The 22,859-nt window shown below is 62.2% G+C and carries 18 protein-coding genes and 2 pseudogenes; 9 read left to right on the top strand and 11 right to left on the bottom strand.

The genetic code is table 11. The features are described from left to right. Window position 1 precedes the first annotated feature (1 nt). The 3 genes from AC6I6U_RS18380 to AC6I6U_RS18370 all read left to right on the top strand — a co-directional run bounded on the left by AC6I6U_RS18380 (window position 2) and on the right by AC6I6U_RS18370 (window position 5,471). The gene (locus tag AC6I6U_RS18380) at window positions 2-1,588 is read left to right on the top strand and encodes an ABC transporter substrate-binding protein (protein ID WP_497877454.1); all 1,587 of its coding nucleotides are present in this window, start codon (window positions 2-4) and stop codon (window positions 1,586-1,588) included. 176 nt (window positions 1,589-1,764) lie between these two features. After that, window positions 1,765-4,359 (top strand): TonB-dependent receptor plug domain-containing protein, encoded by a 2,595-nt coding sequence (locus AC6I6U_RS18375; protein ID WP_497877453.1) that lies wholly within the window; start codon window positions 1,765-1,767, stop codon window positions 4,357-4,359. Between the two features lie 26 nt (window positions 4,360-4,385). Further along, the gene (locus AC6I6U_RS18370; RefSeq protein WP_497877452.1) at window positions 4,386-5,471 is read left to right on the top strand and encodes an LLM class flavin-dependent oxidoreductase; all 1,086 of its coding nucleotides are present in this window, start codon (window positions 4,386-4,388) and stop codon (window positions 5,469-5,471) included. Window positions 5,472-5,492: 21 nt separating this feature from the next. On the opposite strand, the gene AC6I6U_RS18365 is transcribed toward AC6I6U_RS18370, so the two are convergent. The 5 genes and pseudogenes from AC6I6U_RS18365 to AC6I6U_RS18345 all read right to left on the bottom strand — a co-directional run bounded on the left by AC6I6U_RS18365 (window position 5,493) and on the right by AC6I6U_RS18345 (window position 10,417). Beyond that, on the bottom strand, window positions 5,493-6,356 hold the full coding sequence (locus AC6I6U_RS18365) for a methyl-accepting chemotaxis protein (protein WP_497883057.1): 864 nt from the start codon (window positions 6,354-6,356) through the stop codon (window positions 5,493-5,495). Next, a pseudogene (locus tag AC6I6U_RS18360) lies at window positions 6,351-7,103 on the bottom strand (MCP four helix bundle domain-containing protein); the annotation flags it as partial. The pseudogene AC6I6U_RS18360 and the gene AC6I6U_RS18365, both read right to left, overlap by 6 nt. A gap of 390 nt (window positions 7,104-7,493) precedes the next feature. Next, window positions 7,494-8,123 (bottom strand): annotated as a pseudogene (locus AC6I6U_RS18355) (extracellular solute-binding protein); the annotation flags it as partial. Between the two features lie 25 nt (window positions 8,124-8,148). After that, window positions 8,149-9,555, bottom strand: coding sequence for an NAD(P)/FAD-dependent oxidoreductase (locus AC6I6U_RS18350; protein ID WP_497877451.1), 1,407 nt, complete (start codon window positions 9,553-9,555; stop codon window positions 8,149-8,151). 49 nt (window positions 9,556-9,604) lie between these two features. After that, the gene (locus AC6I6U_RS18345) at window positions 9,605-10,417 is read right to left on the bottom strand and encodes an AraC family transcriptional regulator (protein WP_497877450.1); all 813 of its coding nucleotides are present in this window, start codon (window positions 10,415-10,417) and stop codon (window positions 9,605-9,607) included. A gap of 203 nt (window positions 10,418-10,620) precedes the next feature. On the opposite strand from AC6I6U_RS18345, the gene AC6I6U_RS18340 reads away from it, so the two are divergent. Next, the gene (locus AC6I6U_RS18340) at window positions 10,621-10,893 is read left to right on the top strand and encodes a DUF1652 domain-containing protein (RefSeq protein WP_497877449.1); all 273 of its coding nucleotides are present in this window, start codon (window positions 10,621-10,623) and stop codon (window positions 10,891-10,893) included. Here AC6I6U_RS18340 and AC6I6U_RS18335 read toward each other — a convergent pair whose 3' ends face one another. After that, window positions 10,894-13,374, bottom strand: a complete 2,481-nt coding sequence (locus tag AC6I6U_RS18335; RefSeq protein ID WP_497877448.1) for a UvrD-helicase domain-containing protein — start codon at window positions 13,372-13,374, stop codon at window positions 10,894-10,896. It lies immediately after the preceding gene. A 281-nt stretch (window positions 13,375-13,655) separates the two neighbouring features. Here AC6I6U_RS18335 and AC6I6U_RS18330 point away from each other — a divergent pair, with 281 nt between their 5' ends. After that, window positions 13,656-14,354 (top strand): pirin family protein, encoded by a 699-nt coding sequence (locus AC6I6U_RS18330; RefSeq protein WP_497877447.1) that lies wholly within the window; start codon window positions 13,656-13,658, stop codon window positions 14,352-14,354. A gap of 227 nt (window positions 14,355-14,581) precedes the next feature. On the opposite strand, the gene pgm is transcribed toward AC6I6U_RS18330, so the two are convergent. Together pgm and AC6I6U_RS18320 are read right to left on the bottom strand one after the other, a co-directional pair. After that, entirely contained in the window at window positions 14,582-16,228 is a 1,647-nt protein-coding gene (gene pgm, locus AC6I6U_RS18325; protein ID WP_497877446.1) for a phosphoglucomutase (alpha-D-glucose-1,6-bisphosphate-dependent), read from the bottom strand. A 165-nt stretch (window positions 16,229-16,393) separates the two neighbouring features. After that, on the bottom strand, window positions 16,394-16,663 hold the full coding sequence (locus tag AC6I6U_RS18320; RefSeq protein ID WP_497877445.1) for a DUF1652 domain-containing protein: 270 nt from the start codon (window positions 16,661-16,663) through the stop codon (window positions 16,394-16,396). A gap of 371 nt (window positions 16,664-17,034) precedes the next feature. Here AC6I6U_RS18320 and eco point away from each other — a divergent pair, with 371 nt between their 5' ends. Next, window positions 17,035-17,517: a serine protease inhibitor ecotin gene (gene eco / locus AC6I6U_RS18315; protein WP_497877444.1), complete on the top strand. Its 483-nt coding sequence runs from the start codon at window positions 17,035-17,037 to the stop codon at window positions 17,515-17,517. Window positions 17,518-17,533: 16 nt separating this feature from the next. After that, a complete protein-coding gene (locus tag AC6I6U_RS18310) occupies window positions 17,534-17,839 on the top strand; it encodes an NIPSNAP family protein (RefSeq protein ID WP_497877443.1) in 306 nt (101 codons plus the stop codon). A gap of 12 nt (window positions 17,840-17,851) precedes the next feature. Here AC6I6U_RS18310 and ilvA read toward each other — a convergent pair whose 3' ends face one another. After that, complete coding sequence (gene ilvA, locus AC6I6U_RS18305) at window positions 17,852-18,892, bottom strand: threonine ammonia-lyase, biosynthetic (protein WP_497877442.1); 1,041 nt, start codon at window positions 18,890-18,892, stop codon at window positions 17,852-17,854. 265 nt (window positions 18,893-19,157) lie between these two features. Between ilvA and AC6I6U_RS18300 the strand changes: the two genes are divergently transcribed. After that, window positions 19,158-19,358, top strand: a complete 201-nt coding sequence (locus tag AC6I6U_RS18300; RefSeq protein WP_497877441.1) for a ParD-like family protein — start codon at window positions 19,158-19,160, stop codon at window positions 19,356-19,358. Then, complete coding sequence (gene map, locus AC6I6U_RS18295; RefSeq protein ID WP_497877440.1) at window positions 19,358-20,128, top strand: type I methionyl aminopeptidase; 771 nt, start codon at window positions 19,358-19,360, stop codon at window positions 20,126-20,128. The genes AC6I6U_RS18300 and map overlap by 1 nt, the downstream gene beginning before the upstream one ends. Before the next feature lie 185 nt (window positions 20,129-20,313). Here the strand turns inward: map and AC6I6U_RS18290 are convergent, their stop codons facing one another. Both AC6I6U_RS18290 and AC6I6U_RS18285 read right to left on the bottom strand, forming a co-directional pair. Further along, the gene (locus AC6I6U_RS18290; protein WP_497877439.1) at window positions 20,314-21,255 is read right to left on the bottom strand and encodes a magnesium transporter CorA family protein; all 942 of its coding nucleotides are present in this window, start codon (window positions 21,253-21,255) and stop codon (window positions 20,314-20,316) included. Window positions 21,256-21,265: 10 nt separating this feature from the next. Beyond that, on the bottom strand, window positions 21,266-22,852 hold the full coding sequence (locus tag AC6I6U_RS18285; protein WP_497877438.1) for a RimK family ATP-grasp domain-containing protein: 1,587 nt from the start codon (window positions 22,850-22,852) through the stop codon (window positions 21,266-21,268). Window positions 22,853-22,859: the final 7 nt, after the last annotated feature.

Here is a 22,859-nt window from a genome sequence, read left to right as displayed (position 1 = left end):
CATGAGTCAGGATTCGCACTCGCTCAGCCGTCGGGCCTTTCTCGGCCACAGTGCCGCCCTGGGTGGCGGGCTCATCCTTGGTGGCAGCCTGCTCGCCGGCTGCGGCCCGCAGGGCGACAAGCCCGCCCCCACGACGTCGACGGACGACCAGCCGCGTTACGGCGGTCGGTTGCGCCTGGGGATCATCGACGGCAACCAGAACGGCAACCTCGATGCCCACAAGCCCATCGGCGGCGGCATCGTCCGCGGCTTTGCGCTGTACAGCAAGCTCTGGGAATGGGACGAGCACATGCAGCCGCGCCTGGCCCTGGCCGAGCTGGCCGAGCCGAATGCCGATGCCAGCCAATGGACGCTGCGCCTGCGCCAGGGCCTGGAGTTCCACAACGGCAAGACCATCGACGCCGACGACCTGATCTTTTCCATCCGCCGCCTGACCGACCCGCAACTGGCCTCGCCCTATGCGGCACTGCTGCACTGGGTCGACCGCGACAATCTGGTCAAGCTCGACTCGCGTACCGTGCGCCTGGGCTTTCGCGAAGGCCGCAGCTACATGCCGCTGGCGGAAACCTGGGTCAACTTCGGCGGTATCGTCCCGGTGGACTACCACCCAGTGACCAACCCCGTCGGGGCCGGGCCGTACAAGCTGAAAAGCTACAGCCCCGGCCAGCGCTCGCTGTTCACCCGCTTCGAGCACTACTACAAGGACGGCAAGCCGTACGCCGACGAGTTGGAGATCATCGATTTCAAGGACCAGGTCGCGCGCCTGGCCGCCCTGCGCGCGGGGCAGATCGACATGGCCAACGTGATGCCCACCGAACAGCTGGAGGTATTGCAACGCGATCCGCGCGTACGCCTGCTCAAGTCGGTGAGCGGCAACTGGCTGTCGTTCGACATGAACCTGGACAAGCCGCCGTTCAACGACCCACGGGTCCGCGAGGCATTCCGCCTGCTGGCCGATCGCGAGGAACTGGTGCGCCGTGCGCTGAATGGCCAGGGTCGGGTAGCCAATGACCTGTACGCGCCGAGCGATCCGACCTTCAACCACGATCTCGGCCCGCGCCCGCACGACCCGCAGAAGGCCGCGCAACTGCTCAAGGAGGCCGGCCAGGAAAACCTCGAGGTGGAACTGATCACCACCACCGGTCCCGGACTGTCTTCGGCGCTGGTGCTGGCCGAGCAGGCCAGGCGCGTCGGCGTGACGCTGAAGGTCAAGCAGGTCGACCAGGCTACCTTCGACGGCCCGCAGCGCGCCGACTGGACCCTGAGCACCGGTGGCAGCATCGGTGCGCCGTTCCTCGCCAGCGCGATCCACACCGACGCGCCGTTCGCGGTGTCGAACAAGACCCACTTCAACGACCCGCAATTCTCGCAACTGTTCCTTGAGGCCATGGCCCAACCCGACCTGCAGAAGCGCACCGCCCTGGTCCACCAGGCGCAGCGCATCCAGTACGAACGCGGCGGGATGCTGATCTGGGGCTACGCCGACCTGCTCGACAGCGTGGCAACCCGCGTCGGCGGCGCAAAGGCGGAAGAGTCGCTGTTCAGTACCTGGCGCTTCGAACGCCTGTGGCTCAGGGACAGCGCCTGACCGCGGATATCACCGGGTTTTAGGGCCTATTCGCGGGCAAGCCCGGCTCCTACAAGTTTTGCGAGTGCTGGGTTCAACGCAGTACCTGTAGGAGCCGGGCTTGCCCGCGAACCGCCGCAGGCGGCCATCCCCACGTTCCTCCTTTTCCATCACCTTTTATTCGAGGCGAGTTCGTCATGCCCGCTATCGCACGTTTTTTACCCGCGCCAGGCCCCGAAAGCCTGCGCAAGAGCGCCCTGGCCCTGGCAATCCTGTCCAGCCTTCCCCTTGCGGCACACGCCGCCGACACCCAGTTGCAAACCGTCACCGTCGAGGCCAGTGCCAGCGACGACGATGCCTTGCCCACCCGGCCACCCTCCTCGATCTACGGCGGCACGGAGGCAAAGGTCCTCGACACCCCGCGCTCGGTCACCCAGATCAACGCCGAGCAACTGGCCAGCGACTCGATCCGCAGTGCCGACGACCTGGTCAAATACGCGCCCGGCATTACCCGTGGTGGCGGCCAGAACGCCGGGATCGCCCCACAGTTCCGCGCCCAGGGTTCCGAAGTGTTCCAGGACGGCCAGCGTGCCTATGGCGTACGCCATCCCGCCAACTTCAACGCCTACGAAGGCGCCGACATCGTCGCCGGACCGTCGTCGGTCACCTACGGCTCGGTCTCCGGCAGCGGCGGCTACGTCAACTACCTGAGCAAGAAACCCGACTTCAACAGCTTCAAGACCAAGGTCAGTGGCGAACTCGGCGCCTGGATCCCCGATGGCACATCCCGTGACTCAAGCAAGTTCAGTATCGACAACACCGGCCCCGTGAGCGACAACCTCGCCTACCGGGTCAGCATCACCAAGCAGCGCCAGCAGGATTTCTACGACAACGTCGACAACAACTTCGACGCCTTCTACGGCGCGCTGGCCTGGCGCAACGACAACGTACGGGTCGACTGGAACGCCAGCTACGACAACTACTATGACTACAACATCACCCACGGCTGGAACCGCGCCACCCAGGCGCTGGTGGACAGCGGCAAGTACTACGCCGGACGGGCCACGCCGATCATCCAGAACGGCAACACCCTCTGGTCGCCGGTGCTGGCCTCCGGCGCCGCCGATGCGCCGACCCTCGGCTGGGTGCAACGCCAGCGCAATGCCCAGGGCCAGTACACGGTGGTCGATGGCAGTTTCCAGACCGCCTCGCCGAACACCCAGGGCAACCCCGGCACCCTGCGCGGCTGGGTCTATGACCCGACCCTGGCAGGCAACGGCCTGACCTCGTTGTCGTCCCAGGTCGGCCAGCGCGCCGAGGACCAGAGCAGTTCGCGGCGCTTCACCACCCAGTTGCGGATCGAGGCCGACCTGTCGCCGACCATCACCCTCGCCAACAGCACCTTCTACCAGCGCTCCAAGGACCTCACCGACGCGGTGGGTTCGTTCCAGGTGAAGTCCAAGGACAATATTTTCGACAACCGCTTCGAGTTCCACTGGAACAACGAACTGCGCCTGGGCGATTTCAGCCTGCGTGACGAGAGCAACAGCGGGCTGATCTACCGCCGCGAGTTCAACCAGTCGATCGCCGCCAACAACAACTTCGGTTCGACCATCAACGCCTACGACCTGACCCTCGACCCTTCCGGCAAGAACCCCGGCACGCTGCTCGGCCTGACCGGTTCGAACCCGGCCGGCGGCAATGGTGCCTGGATCGGCCAACCGGGTGTACCGCAGTACTCCAGCTACTATGGTTGGCTCAACCTGCCGGCGATGTACCCCGTCAGTGGCGGGCTCTATGCCGAATCGGTCGCACCCTATACCGCCGAGAGCACCTGGAGCACCAAGACCCTGTTCAGCCAGCACAACCTGCATTTCGGCGAGCGGGTCGGGTTGAACGTCGGCGCCAGCCGCAGCTGGATCGATGCCGAGATCGACAACCCGTTCGTCCTGCCGGGCAGCAATTCGCGCAAGGACAGTCACAACTACAGGCTGTTCTCGGTGCAGGTCAGCCCCTACGTCAAGCCTACCGAAAACAGCACGCTCTACTACACCTTCGACCGCTCGCTGGCGGTGAATACCGGGTTCTTCTCCAATGGTCTCGGCTGGGGCAGCGGCACCGGCGCCAACCAGCTCAGCCCGCTGGCGTTCCAGAGCCTGAGCGTACTGCATGAAGTAGGATTGAAGGTCGAAGCGATACCCAAGGAACTGTTCTTCACCCTGGCGGCCTTCAAGCAGGCCCGCGACCAGTCGCCGGACAGCAACAACAACATCGCCCGACTGGTGATCAAGGGTGTCGAGTCGACCCTTCGCTACCAGCCCAACGACCACCTGCGCAGTGGCCTGAACCTGTCCAGGCTCAATGCCTACAACGAATTCACCTCCCAGGCCGGTTTCGCCTCGGCGGGGTTCATTGCCGACAACGGCACCGTGTTCGGCGACAACAACAGCCTCAACCAACGGCCCTCCGGGCGCTTCGACGCCGTGCAGATTCCCGAATACACCGCCAGTGGCTATGTCGACTACCGCTTCGACTCGGGCTTCGGCGCCGAGCTGTCCGGCTGGTGGACCAGCAACTGGTACCTGAACCTGAGCAAGACCGTGAAGATCCCCAACGAATACAACCTCGACCTGGCGCTTTACTACCGCCAGCCGCAGTGGAGCACCACCTTGCGCGTACTCAACCTGACCAACGAGCTGAACTTCGTCAGCGGCCTGGCCGGCTCGACCAACACCTTCCTGCAGCCCATGCCGGGTCGCACCGTGCTGGCGCAGTTCGACTATCAGTTCTGACCCTTCAACCCCAAGAGGCAATCACGATGTCCATTGAATTCGTCGGCATGATCTTCCCCCGCCAGTGGTCCGAGACCCGTGGCGTACGCAGTCCGGACTTCGACCTGGAGTTCATCCGCCACCATGCCCGCAGCCATGAGCATGCCGGTTTCGACCGGGTGTTGATCGCCAGTGGTCCGGGCAGCGCCGACAGCCTGCAGATCGCCGCCTACGCGGCGGCCCATACCGAGCGCCTGGGCTTCATGATCGCCCACCGGCCGGCGCTCACCGCCCCCACTGTCGCGGCGCGCGCCTTCGCCACGCTGGACCACACCACCGGCGGCGGGCGAATTCGCCTGCACGCGATCACCGGCATCACCGCCGAGCCCCAGGAAGGCGACACCCTGCTGGACAAGACCGAGCGCTACAAGCGTACCGACGAGTACCTGGAGATTGTCCGACGGACCTGGACCGAAGAGGAACCATTCGATTTCGAGGGCAAATACTTCAACATCAAGGGTGCGTTTTCTCCGGTCAAGCCGTTGCAGAAGCCGCATATCCCGATCTCGTTCGGCGGTTCGTCGGACATCGCCTACCAGATCGCGGTGAAACATGCGGACCTGTACGCGTTGTGGGGCGAACCCCTGAGCGGCGTGGCCGAGCAGATCGGCAAGCTGAAAGCCGCGGCGCAGGCGGCCGACGTCGCAGCACCACGGGTGAGCCTGTCGGTCCGACTCATCCTCGGCGCCACCGAGGAACTGGCCTGGCAGCGCGCCGAGCAGATCCTCGCGCAGATCAAGGCCAATCCGCAGTTCGCGGCAGGCAGTCCGTGGCAGAAGCACCTAAAGGGCACCGGCTCCGAACGGTTGCTGGCGGCGGCCGCCGCGAGCGATCGCCATGACCGGGCGCTATGGATGCCGACGGCGACGGCGGTCGGCGCCTACGGCGACACCACGGCCCTGGTCGGCACCCCGGAGACCGTGGCCCAGGCACTGCTGGACTATGTCGACCTGGGCGTGACGACCTTCCTCAACCGTGGCTACGACCCGTTCTATGACACGGTCGACTACGGGCGCTGGATCATTCCGGCGGTGCGTGAAGAAGCGCGCCGCCGCCAGGCACGGGTAGCCTAGGGCGGCGCGTGGTCGACGCGACTAGATGACGAAACGGGCAACCATCGCACTCAGATCGACCGCCAGGCGCGACAGCTCGTGGCTGGCGGCGCTGGTCTGGTTGGCCCCGGCGGCAGACTGGGAAGCCAGGTCGCGAATGTTCACCAGGTTGCGGTCGACCTCGCGGGACACTTGCGCCTGCTCTTCCGAGGCGCTGGCGATCACCAGGTTGCGCTCATTGATCAGGTTGATCGACTGGGTGATCTGCTCCAGGGCAACGCCGGCCGCCCGGGCGCGCTCAAGCGTGTCCTGGGTCCGCTGGTTGCTCTGCTGCATCGACTGCACCGCTTCGCCGGTACCGTTCTGGATGCCCGCCACCATCTGTTCGATTTCCCGGGTCGACTGCTGGGTTCGATGGGCCAGGGCCCGCACTTCGTCGGCCACCACCGCGAAGCCACGCCCGGCCTCGCCGGCCCGGGCCGCCTCGATCGCAGCGTTGAGGGCCAACAGGTTGGTCTGCTCGGCAATCGCCCGGATCACGTCGAGTACCTGGCCGATATCCCGCCCCTGGGCAGCCAGGCCCTCGATCAGTGCCGAAGTACTCTGCACGTCATGGGTCATGGTCTGGATTGCCTCCACGGTTTCCACGACCCGGTTGCGCCCCTCGCGAGCAGCCTGGTTGGACTGCTGGGAAGCCTCGGAGGTCGAGACGGCGTTACGTGCCACTTCTTCCACGGCGCTGGTCATCTCGTTGACCGCAGTCGCCGCCTGCTCGATCTCGTTGTTCTGCTGTTGCAGGCCACGGGAGGCTTCCTCGGTGACCGCGCTGAGTTCCTCGGCCGCCGAGGCCAGTTGGGTGGCAGAGCCGGAAATCTGTTCGATGGTCTTGCGCAGGTTGCCTTGCATGGTCGACAAGGCACTCAGCAGGCGCGCCGGTTCATCCGTACCTTCGACCTGGATCGGCTTGGTCAGGTTGCCACTGGCGATGATCTCGGCGGTTTCGACAGCGGTCTTCAAGGGCTCGACGATACTGCGGGTCAGCAGCCAGGCCAGCAACACGGTCAACAACGAGGCAATGATTGCAACGCTGATAATGCCAGTGCTGGCGTTGTCATACTGCCTGCCGGCCTCGTCCGACGCAGCCTTGGCTCCGGCCTTGTTGATATCCACCAACTGATTGAGTTGCACGCCCATCAGGTCGGTGCCGGATTTGATCTGAGTGTTGATCAGGCTGCGCAATTCATCGAGCTTGTCCTGGCGGGACAACTCCAACATCCGGTTCTGGTCCTTGAGGTAAGTCTCGAGCGTGGCGGCAAATTCCTTGTACTTGGCCAACTCCTCGCCCGCCGATGGCAAGTCGGCGTAGCTCTTCTGGTCCTTGCGCACCTTGTCGACGAGGAACGCGATACGCGTTTCAGCTTCCTGCAACGCTGCCGGTTCGCGGTTGGTCAAGACACGAAAGGACAGGATACGCATGCGCAGCACACCCTCGATCACATTGCCCAGATAACCCACGCTGGGCAACTGGTTGGTCTGCATATCGATCGACGCCTGGCGGATCACCGTCATGCGGGTTTGCGCAAAGACACCCAGCACGATCACCAGCAAGGCAATAAATGCAAAGCCGAGAAAGGCCCGAGGGGCGATGTTCATATTGCGTAGGGACATGGGAAGCTCTCTCTGGACAATGAGGCTGAAAGCATCCATGCCATCTATCTATCGAGGCCTGGCACCCGATAGTTTCAACGCCCCGCGTAAAAAACGGCATGGACTCAATAGCAATATCGGCAGGACTAAAGGTTTTATACAGGGCAACTCGCAAAAATAATTCAAGTAATTACAACTAGTTGAGAAGCCTTATCTATGACGCCAAAAAGATGGCCGTTTAATACCAAAAAAACGATTCAGCTCCCTGTAACTGTATAACAAACCAAGTAAGATGGATCCAATAGTTCAAGCATCATATAAAAACCACCCTGTAAAAAAGGTGGAAAACGAATGCACTTCGTTTCCCGCCTATTGGCAACTACCCTGAAACCCTGGTTACTCCCCTGTCTTGATCTTGTTCCACAGCCGCGTGCGAATCCGATCGATATTCAGCGGCATGGCCTCAAGGGCAAACAGCTTGTCCATCATCTGCGGGCTTGGGTACACCTTGGTATCGGCCTTGAGGGCCGGGTCGACAAGACTGTCGGCTGCCACGTTGCCGTTGGCATACTTCACATGGTTGCTGATGCCCGCCATCACCTCGGGCCGCAGCAGGTAGTTCATGAATGCATAACCGGCCTTCTCATCCGGCGCATCGGTGGGCATTGCCACCATGTCGAACCAGATGGCCGCGCCTTCCCTGGGAATCGAATAACCGATATTGACGCCGTTATGCGCTTCCTGGGCCCGGCTGGCGGCTTGCAGGATGTCACCCGAGAAACCCACCGCGACGCAGATGTCGCCGTTGGCCAGGTCGGTGGTGTACTTGGATGAATGGAAGTACGCCACGTAGGGTCGCACTTTCATCAATAGTGCCTCGGCTTTCTTATAGTCCGCCGGGTTCTTGCTGTGGTGCGACAGGCCCAGGTAGTTGAGCGTAGCCGGCAACAACTCGGGGCCGTTGTCGAGAATCGCGACACCACACTTCTGCAACTTCTGCATGTTTATGGATTGAACTCCAGCGGGTGGATGATCCGGCGCATGACGCCGGTTATTTCATGAAACCTTCCATGAACCCGGCCAGGCGGCTGGCCAACTTGCGGCGCCAGGGCGCGGCGTTGGGGTTTGCCAGTACCTGGTCTTCATGGACGAAACTGCGCACGATCGCGTTATAGCCCAGCCAGCGACAGGGCTCGGGCTCCCAGGCCTTGAGCGCAGCCAAGCCGCCTTCGTGGATGACCCAGGGCTGGCGGACCCGCGGGGTGTCCTGCTGCAGGATCAGGTCGGCCAGGGTCCGCCCGCCCAGGTGGCTGGCGCCCACGCCCTCACCACCATAACCGCCGGCCAGTGCCAGGCCATTGGCACGATCGCAGAGCATGTGTGGGCGGAAGCGCCGCGACATGCCGAGGTTGCCACCCCAGGAATGGGTAATCCGCACCGTCTTCAATTGCGGGAACAATTCGCCGAACAGGTAGCGACGCAGATCGATTTCGGCGTCGGTCAGATTGAAGTCATGCCGCAGTTGACCGGCGAAGCGATAACCGCCACGGGCGCCGAACACCAGCCGGTTGTCGGCCGAACGCTGGCCGTAGGTGACTTGGCGACTGCCCTCGCTGAAGGCCTGGCCGCGATCGAGGCCGATTTCTTCCCAAGTCGCCGCGGACAATGGCTCGGTCGCCACCAACAGGCTCTGGACCGGCAACTGGTAGCGGCCCAGGGGCGGCAGGGTCACTGAATAGCCTTCGACGGCCGGCACCACCCAATGGCTGCGCACCTGGGCGTTGCGGGTGCGCAAGCCACCGTGACGCCAATCGGTCACCGGGGTGTTTTCATAGATCGGCACACCCAGGCGCTCAACCGCCCGTGCCAGACCGCGGGCCAGCTTGGCCGGCTGGATCGTCGCCATGTGCGGCGAGAAGATCGCGCCGTAGGGCCGGGCGACGCGAATCTGCCGGACCAGCTCGGCGGGGCCCAGCCAGGTGTAGTCGGCTTCGTCCAGGCCCTGGCGGTGCAGCCCTGCCAGGTAGCTGCGCAGGCTCTGCTCCTGTTCGGGATAACGGGCGGCACAGTACAACACCCCACCCTTGCGGTAGTCGCAGTCGATGAACTCGCGATCGATGACCGCTTTCACTTCATCGGGAATGCCATGCAGCAACTCGAAACCGGCACGTCGTTGCTGGGGTGACAGCCCGGCCAGCAGGCGGTCTTCACCCAGCAGGTTGCCCATCAGCCAGCCGCCATTGCGCCCGGAAGCGCCAAAGCCGGCGGTCTGCGCCTCGATCACTACCACCTTCAACTGCGGCGCCTGGCGCTTGAGGTAATAGGCGGTCCAGAGCCCCGTGTAACCGGCACCGATGATCGCCACGTCGACATCCAGGTCCTGCTCCAGACTGGCCCGAGGCGTCAACGGCTCATCGAGCTGATCCATCCATAAACTGATATTTCGCCAGACCGGCATGCAGGCCCCCGCAACCTGTAACAGATGGCTGCGATGCTAGTCCTGCCACTCAGGGCGTGTCTTGCGCGCGTGCACGCAAGGAAATTTGCCGCAGGTAGGCCTTGGGCGACAGGCCCGTGTGCTGGCGGAAACAGTTGTAGAAGGCCGACAACGAGTTGAAGCCGGCGGCAAACGCGAGGTCATCGATCCGTGCCGCCGGCCCGGCCTGGTCCAGGGCCGCAAGCAGATGCCGCAGACGCGCCTGGTTCACGTAGCGGTAGAAGCTCTGGCCGAGCACCTGGTTGAGCAGGTAGGAAATCTGGTTGCGGCTGTAACCGCTGTCCTTGGCCACTCGCTGCAGGTCGAGGGCGGGGTCGAGATAGGGTTGCTGGCGCTCGAAGTACTGTTGCAGGTCATCCGCCATGAAACTCAGTTGCCGTGGCGACAGGCCCAGGCGGCTGGTCGCCGGGCGCAGTGCGCTGGCCACGGGGCTGACAGCTTGCTCATGCACCAGCGAGGCATATTCGTTGACCCGCCAGATCAGTCCGTCACGGACGGTGATCGCCTCGCTGGAACGAAACGACACCAGTCCCGCCCCGCCCCGCAAGGTGAGCTGGTACTGGATGAAGGCCGTGTTGCCATCCAGGCGGATACGATCGCTGTGTTCCAGCGCCTCGTCGGAGTCGCGGGGCATGCTGGCCTGCACGTATTCACGCAACTCGGCCAGGCCCATTACCCGGTTCTGGAAAAAGTCGTGGTACTCGACGTCCGGATGATACAGCGCCATGACACCGTCCAGGTCCCGGTGCTTCCAGCGCAGGTGGTAGCGCAGGACGATATCGCCGGTGATTGGGGTCTGCAGCGGGCCGTCGTCGTCGAACATGGAAGGCTCGTATATGTAAGTTTTATGACATCGATCAAGTTACAGGGAAACAATCGCCGGACGGGCGCTAAAAACTCTCCTGCGGGAGGCACACGGATGCTACTTTTAGCACTCGGCCTTGGCACAAGGCCAGGTCGGACCATGAGGTCCTGCCGTTCCTACCCGCGAGCAAAAGGAATCGCTCAATGACACAGGTGGGCACTATGAGCAAATTCTTCAGCAAGGTCACGTTTCCCAATGCCTGCCAGCTGATGCGCTGGCATTTTCATCCAATGGGTTTCGAAGCCAGCATGGACGCACCGGGCAGCATGATCGCCCGGCTATTCGACCGCGCCAGCGGCGAGACCCTGATCGCCATCGCCGGCATCCCCTGCGCGACGGTGATGAATGCCGCCGATGTGGAGCGCATCATCGAGGCTGTAGAGGCAGAGCTTGCGTTCTTCGTGCCACCCCAGAGCCTGCAGGTGCCTGCCTGATCAGCCCTTGCCGGAACCCGGCCTGGCACGCAGGTCGGCGAAGAACGCCTTGCCTGGCGCAATCCGGTCCGAGGCCTTGGGCGCATTGGCCGCCTGGGCATCCTGCCCATCCAGATACCAGTAGCAATGTTTCACCGCGCGGGTGATGCCGACATAGGCCAGGCGCAGGATCTCGTCCTTTTGCGCGCTGTCGTAAGGCTCGGCATCGCCATCCTTGCCCAACCCGGCCATTCGGTAGACCTGGTTCTTGTAGGGAGACCGCGTCAGGTGCAGGCAGTCACCCAGCAGGAACACCGCATCCGCCTGCAGGCCCTTGGAGCTGTGGTAGGTCAATTGCTTGAGCCGTCGCTGCTCGAACGGCAAGCTAGAATCAACATTAACTACAGAGTGAATATGCTCTTCAATCAATAACTTATCGCTACTTTTTCGAAACAGCATCAATATGGTGTCGCCGTTCCGATAGTGTTCCGCCAGGCGCCTGCCCAGTTCCGCGTCATCCCGCTCGAGAACATTTACCGGTACCAGTTCCCTGGGCTCGCCAGCAGCCCTGGCCTTCTTGCCGGCGATTGCCGGCGCCGCACGCACGATGTGTTCGGCAGCATCGATGATGTGTTGATGGCTGCGGAAGTTATCGCTGAGCATCACCCGCGTTGTGGACGGCGACGGGAACTCCTTGCCGAACTCCATGAAGTACTTGGGCGAACTGCCCCGCCAACCATAGATCGACTGCCAGTCATCACCCACACACAGCAACGAGGAATGCTGGGCCCCACGCCCGACATGCAGGGCCGGGCCGCGCCGGCGAATTTCCCGCAGGCTGGCACGCAGCCAGGAGACAATCTGCGGGGAAACATCCTGGAACTCGTCGATCATCAGGTGCGAAAGCGGTCGCAGCAGCTCGTCACTGAGCAGCGACTGGTTTTCCGGATTGTTTTCGCCGAACAGCGAGAACATCCGGTTGTAGGTCATGATCGGCGGCGACTGTGCCTGCAGGTGCGCCTCAAGGGCCTTCCAGAACAGACTCAAAGCCTCGAAGAAAAACCGGTCGGGGTCATCCTTGGCAAAGCTCATCTGGCCGACCGCCACGTTCACATCCAGGCCCAGGTTCTCGATGAACCCGGCGGCCATGACAAAGCAGTCGAGCAACGGCGCCGACGCCAGCTCGCCCTTGACCTTGTAGTCGAACCCGGGACCCGCCGTGGCTTCTCCCCCAAGAGCAGACAAGACACGCTTTGCTGATTCGTAATTATCAATCCATATCAATGGCTTACGGCAAAAAGCTTGAAACAGGGTGCGCTTGACCGCCCACTCCGCACGCACCGTCAGGCGCGAGCCCGGCCGGGTCACCTGCGGACTCTCACGTGGATCGAAGCCCAGCACCACCCAGGCATCCAGCTCGGGGATGAAGCCGTGGCAGTGGAACGGCGAACCATTGATGTCCAGCGTTTCACGGTTCGGCTCGATGCCCTTGATCGGCCAGGCACCAGCACGGAACCACAGGTCTTCGATGGTATCGCAAAGCTCCTCATCGCGACGGGACGCCAGCTCGGTGACCGCCATCCGCTTCTGCACATCCGGGTGATCCTGCTCCAGCTCCTTGAGCTGCAGGGCATGTTTGTACAGCGGCGCCAGGATCTCGCGAAAACGCGGGTTGTCCTGTTGCAGACGGTGGTAGCAGGCGTTCAGGTGCTGGCGCTGGGCGTCGTTGATCCGCAGGTCGAAGGGATTGCTGTCGCTGCCTTCATCGTCACCGGCCGTACGCGCCCCAAGGTTCTCGAATGCCTGCAATTGGCCAAAACCGGGCAATCCGCGAACCATCGGCAGGATGCGCGAGTGGAAGGTGCGCACCACTTCCCTGGCTTCGCGCAGTCCAAGCGGACGCCCCCACAGGGTAAGGATTTCGATCAGTTTGGCGATGAAGTCCTTGCGCGACTCACGGGTGAAGGTCACCACGGTCAACGAGCCAAGCTCGAAGCCCAGGTAATGGGTGAGCAACAGGATGCGCAGCACCAGCGAGGTGGATTTACCGGCACCGGCTCCGGCGATCACCGATGTAGACGGGGTGTCGCTGAAGATCATCTTCCACTGTGCCGCGCTCGGCTGCGCATGAGCGGGCAACAGCCGGGCGACATCGGCCTTGATGCGCTTCTTCAGTTCGGCGCTCAGCGGCAGGCGCCAGTCGTCGAACAGGTTGTCATCGACCCCGGGCGCCCGATGTTCGGCAGGACGGGTATCGCGGATCAGCAGGACCTGGCGACCCTCCTCCAGCCCCTCGGCATGCCCTTCCCGGTAGCCGTATTCGACGCCGGCGCTATGCCCACTGCGAAAGCCGTCCGCCTGGCCTTGCAACCAGGACGCCACGTGCTGCGCACGCAAACGGCTCAGGCCACCGCCCAACAGGCGGGCCATCAGCCGCTTGAACAACGGCAACTGGGCCAGGGAGGAAAGTTCGGCAGGCGGTTCGGGATCATATTGCGACACGCTGGCTCCTGGTCTGGGACGGTCCGGGTGGAAAGCTTATGGTCGCCTGATTAGCCGTACAGTTCTAGTCAATTGCTTTTCAATCAGCCATTTAGACGACGAACTGAAAGTGCAGACATCACTTCACCACCTCAAACACATCGATTAATTAGATAATTATAAGGAATTATTTACGCTTTTTATCGATATAGATCTGACAGATGATGAATCCATCAACCCACGGTCACCGTCCTGCCCTGGCCCGGCGCCAGCCCACGACGAACCTGAACAGGAGAAGCATCATGCTGCAACTTCGACCCTTCGACAGCCTGGGCGGCGCTCATCACGGCTGGCTGAATGCCCACCACCATTTCTCGTTCGCCGAGTACTACGATCCGCAACGCATGCACTGGGGCAACCTGCGGGTCTGGAACGATGACGTGATCGCTGCCGGCACCGGCTTCCCGAAACACCCGCATCGGGACATGGAAATCATCACCTACGTTCGTGAAGGCGCAATCAGCCACGAGGACAACCTGGGCAACAAGGGCCGTACCGAAGCTGGCGATGTACAGGTAATGAGCGCGGGGACCGGGATTGCCCACAGCGAATACAACCTGGAGTCGACGCCGACCAAGATCTTCCAGATCTGGATCATTCCGGAGCAGGAAGGCGCGGCACCTTCGTGGGGTACCCGGCCATTTCCGAAGGGCGAGCGTGGCGAAGGCTTCGTGACCCTGGCCAGTGGCAAGGCGGGTGATGAACAGAGCCTGCGGATTCGTGCCAACGCCCGGCTGGTGGCGGCCAACCTGAAGGCCGGTGAAAGCGCCGAGTACCGCTTGGGCAGCGATCGCCGGGCCTATCTGGTACCTGCTACCGGGGTCATCGAGGTCAATGGCCTGCGGGCCGAGGCACGCGATGGCGTGGCCGTGGCCGAAGAAGAGGTCGTGCGGGTGACTGCCGTGCAGGACAGCGAGATCATCCTGGTCGATGTGGCCTGAAAGGCTGAAATTGGGGGTTGTGGCGGGACCGGCAGTTAGCCTGAAACCGAAATTGTGAATCAGTGCAGGACCGTGGCGGGCGGGCTTGCCCGCGCTGGGGTGCAAGGCACCCCCAAACCCAGCCACCTCGGTTTGACTGATGTACCGAGGACTCAGACTTCAGGGGGCTTCGCCCCCAGCGCGGGCAAGCCCGCTCGCCACAACAGCCGACACCAGGCACATCAGCATCAGGCCGGGGAAATCGCCCCGTCCACCAGCACCTGCGCTTCTTCCACCAGACGCTTGAGGTGATCGTCGCCAACGAAGCTCTCGGCGTAGATCTTGTAGATATCCTCGGTACCCGATGGACGCGCGGCAAACCAACCGTTTTCGGTCATGACCTTCAGCCCGCCGATCGCCTGCTCGTTGCCTGGGGCATGGCTGAGGATCTGCTGGATCGGCTCGCCCGCCAACTGCGTCGAACTCACCTGCTGCGGCGACAACTTGCCCAGCAGCGCTTTCTGCGCTGGCGTGGCAGCGGCGTCGACCCGCACCGAGAACGGCTCGCCCAGCGCATCGGTCAGACCACGGAAGATCTGGCTCGGATCACGGCCGGTGCGCGAAGTCATTTCCGCCGCCAGCAGGCCCGGGATCAGGCCGTCCTTGTCGGTGGACCAGACCGTGCCGTCCTTGCGCAGGAACGACGCACCCGCACTCTCCTCGCCGCCAAAACCCAGCGATCCATCGAACAACCCGTCCGCGAACCACTTGAAGCCCACCGGCACTTCATAGAGACGACGGCCCAGTCGCGCCGCCACCCGGTCGATCAGGCCGCTGCTGACCACGGTCTTGCCCACGGCGGCATCGGCACGCCACTGCGGACGGTTCTGGAACAGGTAGTCGATGGACACCGCCAGGTAGTTGTTCGGTGCCAGCAGGCCGCCGGACGGGGTAACGATGCCATGGCGGTCATGGTCGGGATCGCAGGCGAAGGCCACGTCGAAACGCTCCTTCAGGCCGATCAGGCCCTGCATCGCATGGCTGGAGGACGGGTCCATGCGGATCTTGCCGTCCCAGTCGACGCTCATGAAGCGGAAAGTCGGGTCGACCTCGGTGTTCACCACTTCCAGGTTCAGCTTGTAGTGATCGGCAATTGCTGACCAGTAGCGCACCCCGGCTCCACCCAGCGGATCGACGCCCAGGCGCAGGTTGGCACTGCGAATGGCGTCCATGTCGATGACATTGGCCAGGTCGGCGACATAGCTGTTGAGGTAGTCATGGCGGTGGGTGGTCGCGGCCTTGAGCGCACGCTCGTAGCTGACGCGCTTCACGCCAGCCAGTTTGTCCGCCAGCAGCTCGTTGGCCTTGGCCTCGATCCACTTGGTGACGTGGGTGTCAGCCGGGCCGCCATTGGGCGGGTTGTACTTGAAACCGCCGCTTTCCGGCGGGTTGTGCGAGGGGGTGATCACCACGCCGTCCGCCAGGCCACTGGTGCGGCCGCGGTTGTAGCAGATGATCGCGTGGGACACCGCCGGCGTCGGGGTGTACTCGTCGCCCGCGGCGATCATGGTTTCCACGCCGTTGGCGGCGAACACTTCCAGGGCACTGGCACCCGCAGGAGTGGACAGTGCATGGGTGTCGATACCGACGAACAGCGGGCCATCGATTCCCTGGGATTGGCGGTACAAGCAGATTGCCTGGCTGATGGCGAGGACGTGCCACTCGTTGAAACTCAGTTCGAAGGAACTACCCCGATGTCCCGAGGTGCCGAAGGCGACACGCTGGGTGGAGATCGTCGCATCGGGCTGGCCGGTGTAATAGGCCGATACCAGTCGCGGGATATCTACCAGCAACTGTGCCGGTGCCGGTTTGCCCGCAAAAGGACTGAGTGTCATGCAAAACCTCTGGAAATGAAGGGTACGGGGAAAGCGCAGCAGTTTACTGGCAGTTCGACACCGCCGGTAAGCTATCTATCCGCTGCAAGCAAAGAATTTTCATGGCAGGCGCCCCCTCTGGGAAAGGGGGCGTGAGAGAGAAGATGGTGGCGCGGTACGCTGGCGTCAGAACGCCCGCGCCCTGGCCTGGTCATGACCGGCACCTTGACCCTGTGCCAGGTCATGGCGCAACTTGGCGATCAGTTCGGAGATGGCCCGGCTGCTATCGAGCTTGGAAGTACGGATACCGGTGACCAACAGGTCGACCCGTTCGGACTTCTTGTCGAACACCTTGACGGTGAGGGACTCATCCGCCCCCACGCTGCACTGGCAGCGCGTCGGCAGAAAACTGCTTTCAATGATGTTGCGTAATTCAAGTGACGATAGCGATAGCATGGCGACTCTCTCCGTTATATGAGGCTGCCAGTTTCCTTGCCGGGACGGTCAGCGACCGCCTACGGGTTCTTCACACGATACAAACCCAACGCATGCCCCCGCCCAGTCCTATCCTGAAGGACGGAAGCCTCGCCACAGACTAGGCCGTTTCCCACGGCTGCGTGAGCGCTGTCCGTCCGACGGGCACACCGCTGGTCGCTTTAATAGCGAAATGCCGCTATCCAGCCAGCATGAAAAAACCTTTGCCGGGGCCGCATTTGCCCTTATCTTCGCCAGTTGTTTGCAAATCCGCCGTGACAACCATGCGGCTCACCCGAAGTTGTACCATTCCACCGAGGGCGCGATCCCTCCTGACCAGGCACAGAAAGCTCATGAACTCGACGACTATCGCCGCCACATTCCTGTTGGCCATGACCACTGCCGCCAGTGCGGTCGCCGCCGACAAATCGGACCTGGCGCCCTTCCCCAAGGCGGAAGACGGCTTTACCCGCACGGTGATCCGGGTACCGAAGATGACCAAGGACTCCGATCACCGGGTGGAAATCATCGCCGGCAAGATCCTGCCCGTCGACTGCAACCAGAAGCGCCTGACCGGCAGCCTCGACGAGAAGAACCTGGAAGGCTGGAGCTATTCCTACTATCGCCTGGAAAATGTCAGCGGCCCGGTTTCGACCCTGATGGCCTGCCCGCCCGGCGCCAAGCCGAAGAAGGACTTCGTTCCGGTGGTCGGCACCGGTTACATGTTGCGCTACAACAGCAAGCTGCCGCTGGTGATCTACGCGCCGGACGACGTGCAGATCCGCTACCGGATCTGGACCCCCTCCAAGCTGATCAAGAAAGCCGTCAGCGAGTGACCTGGGGAGCGCAAGCATGATCACCTGCCACGTCAAATACGTCATTGACCCGTATCAACTGGCCGAATTCGAGGCTTATTCCAAGGCCTGGATCCGCATCGTCGAACGCCTCGGTGGTACCCACCACGGCTACTTCCTGCCCAGCGAAGGCGCCAGCAACATCGCCTACTGCCTGTTCAGCTTTGGTTCGCTGGCCGAGTATGAGCGCTATCGCCACGCCGCCCTGAGCGACCCGCAGAGCGCTGCGCTGGTCGCTTCGGTGGTGGAGAAGAAGTTCATCCTCAGCTACGAGCGCAGCTTCATGCGTCCGTTGCTGTCCTGAGCCGGTACGCGCTCAGGCAACGGCAGCCTGCGGCCTGACCAGGGCCGCACGCTCGACGACGTGGCGCAGGCTGTCAAAGTTGATATTGGCCCCGGAGTTGATCGCCACCAGCGTCTGCCCCTTGGTCCCGCCCTGCGCTACGTACTTCTTGATCCCTGCCACTGCCAGCGCGCCCGACGGTTCGGTGATCGAGCGGGTATCGTCATAGATGTCGCGGATGGCCGCACAGAGTTCGTCGTTGCTGACGGTGATGACCTGGTCGACATGCCACCGGCAGATCTCGAAGCCATAGGCGCCGATCTGCGCCACCGCCACCCCGTCGGCAAAGGTTCCGACCTGGGGCAACACCACCCGCTCGCCGGCCCGCAAGGCCATTTGCAGGCAGTTGGAATGTTCCGACTCGACCCCGATGATCCGCACCTGCGGCCGCAGGTATTTGACGTAGGCGGCGATCCCGGCGATCAGGCCACCACCACCGACCGGCACGAAGATCGCGTCCAACTGCCCCTGGTGCTGATTGAGCAGCTCCATCGCCACGGTACCCTGGCCTGCGATCACGTCGGGATCATCGAAGGGCGAAACGAAGGTAGCGCCCTGCTCCTTTGCCAGCGCCAGGGCATGGGCCAGGGCGAAGGGAAAGCTTTCACCGTACAGCACCGCATTGGCGGCGCGACTGCGCACGCCTTGCACCTTGAGTTCCGGCGTGGTGGTGGGCATGACGATCGTCGCCTTGATGCCCAGGGTGCGCGCCGCCAGGGCCACGCCCTGGGCGTGGTTGCCCGCCGAGGCGGTGACTACGCCGCAACGGCGCTGGGCCTCGCTCAGTTGCACCAGCTTGTTGTAGGCGCCACGAATCTTGAAGGAAAAGGTCGGCTGCAGGTCTTCGCGCTTGAGCAGTACCTGGTTGCCCAGCGCCTCGGACAACGCCGGCGCCGGCTGCAATGGCGTGCAGATCGCCTGGTGGTAGACCGGGGCCGCAAGAATCTTGCGGACATAGCGACCCAGCAGTTCGTCATTGACGCTGGAGGGTTGGCTGGCGGTATCGATGTTCATCAGGCTCTCCGGGATTGGCGCTTGACCTCGGAGGCAGAAACAACAAACCCGCCTCGGAGGCGGGTTTGGGTAAACAGGTGCAGCTCAGCCCGCCGGATAAGGAATGGCGATCATAATAATGCTTGGCTGAGGCAGGGCATGGGTGTTGGTCATTGCTGGAAACTATCCGGGAGTGACTTTCAAGTCAACGATAAAAATTCACGGCGGCTTGCCTGAAATATACGAAGCATATACGCTTCGTATATTCATTTTCCGTGAGAAGCCCATGGGTATCGTCAAGATCTCCGATCAACTGCACGAGCAGATCCGCATGGCCAGCGCCGCCATGGACCGTTCGATCAACGCCCAGGCCGAGTTCTGGATCAAACTCGGCCTGCTCGCCGAACTCAACCCGCAACTGGGCTACAACGAGCTGGTCAACCGCCTGCTGCTGAACAAGGATGACCTCATCCGGGGGCGCAACTGATGTCCGTCGGCCTGATCAAGAACGAAGCCGAACTGGCACTGATGCGTGAATCCGGGCGCCTGCTGGCGCAAGTCTTCAGCATGCTCGACGGCCTGGTCATGGCCGGCCTGTCGACCCTGGAACTGGATCGGCGGGTCGAGACCTTCATCCGCCAGGAACTGTTCGCCCGTCCGGCGAGCAAGGGCCAGTACGACTACCCCTACTCCATCAACACCTCGATCAACGAGGTGGTCTGCCATGGCATGCCTGACGCACGGGCTATCCTGCGCGAAGGCGACATCGTCAATATCGACATCACCCTGGAAAAGAACGGTTTCATTGCCGACTCCAGCAAGATGTACCTGATCGGCGCCGTCAACCCTAAGGCCCGGCGCCTCGTGGACAAGACACTCGAAGCGCTCTGGGAAGGTATCCGCGTGGTCAAGCCCGGTGCGCGCCTGGGGGATATCGGCCATGCGATCCAGAAGCACGCCGAGAGCAATGGCTACAGCGTGGTGCGCGAATACTGCGGACATGGAATCGGCCGTGAAATGCACGAGGAACCGCAGGTCCTGCACTTCGGCCGACCGGGCACCGGCATGATTCTGCGCGAAGGCATGGTCTTCACCATCGAGCCGATGCTCAACCAGGGCAGCCCCCGCACCCGCGGCCTGAAGGACGGCTGGACCGTGGTGACCCGCGACGGCAGCCTGTCGGCGCAATGGGAACACACCGTGGCCGTCACCCATGACGGCTTCGAAGTGCTGACCCTGCAGCCCCCTGGAACCTGACACCCGGCACCTACCACCTACCACCCGACACCTGGCACCTGACACCTGACACCTGACACCTGGCACGATTACCGTAGGAGCAGGGCTTGCCCGCGAACCGCCAGAGGCGGCCATTCTCCACAGCCCTGCGAAGCAGCCTTCGCAGGCAAGCCCCGACCCCACGGGAATCGGTGAAACCCACCGGCTCAGGCCGCACGGTCGGTATTCCCGGCCAGGCGCTTGAGCCCCAGTACCATCAGCCCTGCCCCGGCCAGCATCGCCAGCAGGAACAACGGGTAGGATACCCACCATGGCGTGCCAGCCGTCATCATGCTGTATTCGGACATGCCGCCAATGCTCGCAATCAGGTTCAATGGCAGGAACACCACGTTGATCAACGTCAACTTGCGCAGCAGGCCATTGGTGCTGTTGTTCATCAGGTTGCCACGGGCATCGATCAGCGCAGAAAACACATTGGAGTAGATTTCCGCCTGCTTGTAGCACTGGTTGTTCTCAATGATCAGGTCGTCGATCAGGCTGATCGCCTGTTCGCCGAAGGCTTGCTTCTGTGCATGATTGCGCAGCCGCGTGAGTACCGCGCCGTTGCTGTGCAGGGCATTGATGTAATAGATCAGGCTCTCGCTGAGGTTGAACATCTGGATCAGGTGACGGTTCTCCATCGACGCATAGAACTTCTGCTGCAGCTCGCGGGCGACCATCTTGATCACCTTGAGGTGCCCGAGGTAGTGATGGATGTTGTTGAACAGCATCTCCAGTAGCACATCGAGGGGCGTATCCAGTGCCTTGTGGGCACCCAGGCCATCGAGCTGGGAAGCATCGGTGGCGATCACCAGCAGGCGCTCCTCGCAAAACAGCAGGCCGCAGGAAGACACCTCAAAGGACAGGCTGTCCGCCGCCGAGTAGTTAAGCGGGCGCTTCCAGATCAGGAACAGATTGTCCGGGTGGAACTCGATGCGCGAGATCTCGTCCGGGTCCAGCGCCGACGCCAGGGCATGCTCATCCAGCTTGAAATGGCTGTGCAGCAGCTCCCGCTCGGCCGCATCGGGGTTGCAGAACAGCATGACCGCCGCATCCAGGTGCGGGACTGCGTGCAGGGCGCCGTGCTGCAATTCGAAACTCCTGATCATCGCGGCCCTCCTACCAGGCCTGGCCGCGACGCTTGAGCTCCAGGCGCCGAATGAACTCTTCGAGTACCAGTCCATAAAGGTCATCCTGCAGGTAGGCGTCCTCAATCCCGGCATCCAGGTTCGGGTTGTCGTTGACCTCGATCACCACCACCTTGTCACCGGACTGCTTGAGGTCTACCCCATACAACCCGTCACCGATCAGGTTGGCGGTCTTGACCGCCAGCTCGACCACCGCCCGCGGGGCCTCATGAATCGCCAGGGTACGGCACTCGCCGTTGATGTCCTGGCCCTTGGCCTTGTGGTTGTAGATCTGCCAGTGGCCCTTGGACATGAAGTACTGGCAGGCGAAGATCGGCTTTCGATTGAGCACACCGATACGCCAGTCGTACTCGGTGTAGAAGAACTCCTGGGCCAGCAACAGCACCGAGTGTTCGAATAGCTCGGCAGTTGCCTCCAGCAACGCCTGCTGGCTTTCGACCTTGATCACGCCCCGTGAGAAACAGCCGTCGGGAATCTTCAGCACCAACGGGAAACCCAGGCGCTCGCCAACCCGCTCGAAGTCCTCCGGTCGCTCCTTGTAGAGAATCTCGGTCGCCGGCATGCCCAGGCCATGGCTCCTGAGCAGGTCGGCCAGGTAGACCTTGTTGGTACAGCGCAGAATCGATGCCGGATCATCCATCACCACCACCCCTTCGCTCTCGGCCTTCTTGGCGAACCGGTAGGTATGGTTGTCGACACTGGTGGTTTCGCGGATCAGCAGCGCATCGTACTCGGCGATCCGCCCGTAATCCTTCTTCCCGATCAATTCGACATCGATGCCCAGCCCCTTGCCGACCCGAATGAAGTTCTCCAGTGCACGAGCATTCGACGGTGGCAGAGCTTCCTGGGGGTCATGGAGGATTGCCAGGTCGTAACGGGCCAGCCGGCGCGAGCGCGGCAGGCGCCAGATCCTGCGACTGAAACCATCCAGGGCATGGGCGAAGTGATCTTCCTGATCCTCGCGCAACTTATGCAAAGCTCCGGACTTGACACCTTCGATATGCCATCCGTTACTTTTCTTGAACTCCACCAGTAATATCGGACAGGGAAAAACTTCAAATAACTGCCGAGCCAACTCCTGCAAGGGCTCGATAACCGTACTACCGAAATACAGTGTCAGAGTGAAAGCCTCTGTATCACGATAGAGGTGATTGCCCAGGGCCCGGTCCAGGGTCTTGTCCAGATCATCCAGGGCCAGCCCGTAGAGCGACTTTCGGGTCAGCTCGCTGATGGTCCTTACCGACGGAATGACCCGGTGCCCGCGCGCCTCGGCCAACAACGAGCAATAGTAGCCATGCCCCAGGTACTTGTAGCTGCGGCAAAGGTTGATCACCTGCACGCGCTTGCCCGGTTCACCATCACGGGGCTGTTCGAGGTACTCCTGGGCAGTGACGATATCTTCGCAGGGAAAGTATGAAGCCCAGTCCTCCTTGCGTTCGACAATAATAATCAACTGACTACCCAAGTTATTCGAAAGCGATAAATAATTTTCCTTGGATATTGCTACCGGGAAACTTTGACCGGATACTTCGCGCCAATCACCTTGCACCGCTGACATAGAGATA

Source organism: Pseudomonas sp. UTLPPB19802, from assembly GCF_059730225.1.
This window is presented reverse-complemented; position numbering and strand designations above follow the sequence as displayed.